At 60.5% G+C, this 3,716-nt stretch carries 4 protein-coding genes; 3 read left to right on the top strand and 1 reads right to left on the bottom strand.

Annotation, left to right across the window (positions count from 1 at the left end):
* Positions 1-527: TetR/AcrR family transcriptional regulator (locus MF268_RS25100; protein WP_238373420.1), on the bottom strand; the 527-nt coding region annotated here is incomplete at its 3' end.
* 187 nt (positions 528-714) lie between these two features.
* On the opposite strand from MF268_RS25100, the gene MF268_RS25095 reads away from it, so the two are divergent.
* From MF268_RS25095 to MF268_RS25085, 3 genes are read left to right on the top strand one after another with little or no spacing between them, the layout of a single operon-like run.
* Positions 715-1,779 (top strand): C4-dicarboxylate TRAP transporter substrate-binding protein, encoded by a 1,065-nt coding sequence (locus MF268_RS25095; RefSeq protein ID WP_238373419.1) that lies wholly within the window; start codon positions 715-717, stop codon positions 1,777-1,779.
* Positions 1,776-2,312: a TRAP transporter small permease subunit gene (locus MF268_RS25090; protein ID WP_238373418.1), complete on the top strand. Its 537-nt coding sequence runs from the start codon at positions 1,776-1,778 to the stop codon at positions 2,310-2,312. The genes MF268_RS25095 and MF268_RS25090 overlap by 4 nt, the downstream gene beginning before the upstream one ends.
* A gap of 2 nt (positions 2,313-2,314) precedes the next feature.
* Positions 2,315-3,616 (top strand): TRAP transporter large permease, encoded by a 1,302-nt coding sequence (locus MF268_RS25085; protein ID WP_238373417.1) that lies wholly within the window; start codon positions 2,315-2,317, stop codon positions 3,614-3,616.
* The last annotated feature ends 100 nt before the right edge of the window (positions 3,617-3,716 follow it).

The following is a 3,716-nucleotide window of genomic DNA, read 5'->3' as shown; positions in this document are numbered from 1 at the left end:
CCTGCGATGCGCGCCCGACTTGCTACGATCGAGAGCATCGAGGCAACGGTCAGGGTGAGAACAGTCGCCAACTCTTCCGCACTCGCCCCGGGCCGAAGTCGCTGCAACTCTGCAATGAAAATACGCGCCGTCGGATCATAAAGCTCTCGAACTTCCGGAAAATAGTCATCGTTCGAGGCCACCCGCGCGATCAACTGGGCATAGGCGCGCCATTGCGGATCACCGCGCGACGCGATGTCGAGATAGGGTGTCAAATAGGCATCCACCACATCCCTGATCGTCATATCCCCGCGCGCCCGGACCGCTGCCAGAGCGGCCTTACGAAGATTGTCCAGCGTAGTTACACGCCGAGCGAGAACCGTCTTGAACAGGTCTTCCTTTGACCCGCCGTGAAAGCTGACCACCCCCAATGTCACCTCTGCCGCACGGGCGATCTGTCGAATCGTCACTGCTTCAAAGCCTTCGCTGGCAAAGCATCTCTCGGCTGCATCCAGAACCCGTTCGCGCGTTGCCTCTCCGCGCGCCACCCTACCGTCAGTGTTTCGGGAATTCTCTGTATGTGCAATAGGTTGGGGCAAGCAATCGGTCTCTCGTTTAGGGCTCTGATAAAGAAATGACAGCAGAGCATTGACTTTTTATACGGACGTTCAGATAGTTTGTTTCGAGGAGAGAATGCCGGAGCTTTTGCTTCGGCGCAACTGGGAGGAGAACTTTATGAGCTTTGCTAAAACGCTGGCCAGCTGCACGCTGGCCGCAGCGACACTCTGTGCGCCTGGCCTGAGGGCGGAAGAGCTGGATGTGACAGCAGTTGCCGGCCACCCGCCGGTCTTTTTGTGGGTCAAGACCCTCTCGGAATCCTACATCCCGGCCGTGAATGCGGCGCTGGAAGGCACCGATTTTTCGATCAGCTGGACCGAAGCGTATGGCGGCACGCTGGCCAAGGTCGGCGGAGAGATGGAAGCGATGGAGGACGGCCTGGCTCAGGTCGGGATCGTTTCGTCGTTGTTTGAGCCGTCTCTGCTCAGCTTGCAAAACGTCAGCTATGTCACGCCCTTCGGGTCGCCGGATGTTGACCTTGTGCTCTCCACGGTAGACGGAATGCATGACGAAATTCCGGCAATGCGCAAACTATGGGAGGATCTGGACCTCGAATATCTCGGCGGCGGATTTGGTCTCGAAGATTACCTGCTGATGACCACCTTCCCGGTTGAAAGCCTTGCCGACCTCGAAGGCCGCAAGATCAACGCACCCGGCCCGGCGGTAAACTGGCTCAAAGATACCGGCGCGGTCGGCGTGTCGGGTAACCTGACCACCTATTACAACGATATCCAGTCCGGCGTCGCCGAAGGTGTCATCGTCTTCCCGACTGCTGCGGCGGCGGCGAAACTGTTCGAGGTGGCGCCCTATGTCACACGCGTGCATTTCGGCGCGCAATTCGCGGGCGGCATCGTCGCCAAGAAAAGCTGGTTCGACGAACAAGACCCGGTAGTGCAAGACGCCCTGCACGCTGCGGCAGAAACCTTTGCAGCGGATTACCGCACCGGGCTGGAAACACGCGTTACTGCCGCCTTCAAGGCGATGGAAGAGGGCGGTGCCAAGATCACCGAGCTAAGTGAAGATGAGCGCAGCAACTGGGCGAACACCTTGCCGAACATCGCCATGGATTGGGCCAAGGATCTCGACGGCAAAGGTCTGCCGGGCACCGTGGTTCTGACCACCTATATGACCCACCTAAAAGAAGCGGGCGTAGCACTGCCGCGCGACTGGTCGGCAGAATGAGCACGGAATCTACCGGTGTCGGGGCGCGTGACCGCCTCGACCGCGTTGCCGGTGTGGTGATGGGGGCCGCCAACGTGGTGGCGACGCTCTGGATTATCTGGCTGATGGTGCTGATCGTCAGCGACGTCATTGGCCGCGAGACAATCGGGCACCCCATCGCGGGCGTTCCCGAGATGGTGAAATTCTCCATTGTTGGCATCGTCTTCCTTCAGATAGCCCATACCCACCGCAAGGGAGAGATGATCCGCTCGGACGGTATCCTCGGCATGGTTCGCGCCCGCTGGCCGCGCGCCGGACTGGCGATGGACGTGTTTGCACAGCTTTGCGGGGCGGCCTTCGCCTCGACGCTGGCATGGGCCGTCTGGCCCAAAGTCACCCGCGCCTATGAGCGGGGCGAGATGGAGGGCGTGCAGGGCCATTTCACCATGCCGGTCTGGCCGTTTCTCTTCCTGATCGTGCTGGGCTCGATCCTGCTGACGTTGTCATTCTTGCTGACCGCCGCGACCGAATTCAAAGAACACCGGACCGCCTGAATATGGACCCTATAACCGTCGGATACCTATCTCTTGTCGCCATAGGCGTTGCCATTTACGCGGGCCTCCATGTGGCCATTGCGCTTGCTGGCGTCTCGCTTTTCGGCGTTTGGGCGATCACCGGCAAGTTCAAACTGGCGATGAATTTTGTGGCGCTCGCGGCGACGGACAGCATCGCCGATTACACCTTTGGCGTCGTGCCCCTGTTCGTGCTGATGGGGCTGGCCGTGTCGGAAAGTGGTATGGGCCGCGACACTTTTGCCGTGGTCGCGCGCGGGCTGCGCCGCTGGCGGGGCGGGCTTGGCGTCGCAACTGTGCTTTCCAACGCGATCTTTGCCGCGATCACCGGCATCTCCATCGCCTCGGCGGCGGTCTTTTCGAAAGTCGCCGTGCCTGAGATGATCCGCGCAGGCACCGACCGCAGTATTGCCGTCGGCGTGGTCGCGGGGTCATCCGTGTTGGGCATGTTGATCCCACCGTCGCTTCTGTTGATCCTCTTCGCGATACTGACCGACTCTTCTATCGGGGATCTCTTTATCGGCGGTATTGGCCCCGGCCTTCTGCTGACCTTCGCCTATATCCTCTACCTCACAGGCCTTGGCATGGCGCGCCCGCACCTGTTCGAGGGCGTCAATACGGCAGAGGAGGGGGATCGCACACCCACATGGAACCTCCTGCCGGTTGTCGGTCTTGCGGGGCTGGTGCTATCCGGCATCTATCTTGGCTTTTTCACCCCAACCGAAGCAGGCGCAGTTGGCGCCGCCGCCGCCCTAATAATCGGCGTCATCCTGCGCCGGATCGGCCCACGAGCCGCGTGGCGGATCGCGGTGCAAACAGGCCATATCACGGCCGCTGTCTGCTTCCTTATCATAGGTGCCTCGATATACAGCCGGATGCTCGCCTTCTCCGGCTTGCCTGCGAATATCACCGAGGCTGCCATCAGTTCCGGAATCGGCCCGATCGGCTTTCTCATGCTTTTCGCGGGGCTGCTCGTGCTCCTCGGGACCGTGCTCGACAGCTCTTCGATCATGCTGGTGACCGTGCCTTTGGCCTTTCCGGTGACACAGCAGATGGGCATCGACATCGTCCATTTCGGTCTGATCACCGTACTCGCGGTCGAGGTCGGGTTACTGACCCCACCGCTGGGCCTCTCGGTTTTTGTGGTTCATGCGAGCCTCAAGGAAACAGGCATCACTCTGGGCGAAGTGTTCCGCGGTGCCGCGCCCTTTGCCCTTATCATGGCGCTGACTCTGGTCGCGCTGATCCTCATCCCTCAAATCGCAACCGGCCTTCTGGGTCGCTGACAAAGGAAACCCTCATGCGCCTCATCGACCTCGCTCGACCGCTTGAAAATACCGACTACGCCGATCCGCCGGGTCTTGGCCCCAAGATCGCCTATTTCGC

Origin of the sequence: Heliomarina baculiformis, assembly GCF_019966545.1 — a bacterium.
Taxonomy (GTDB): domain Bacteria; phylum Pseudomonadota; class Alphaproteobacteria; order Rhodobacterales; family Rhodobacteraceae; genus Heliomarina; species Heliomarina baculiformis.
Note: the sequence above shows the minus strand (reverse complement) of the source record. Positions and strands in the feature narration are given on the sequence as shown.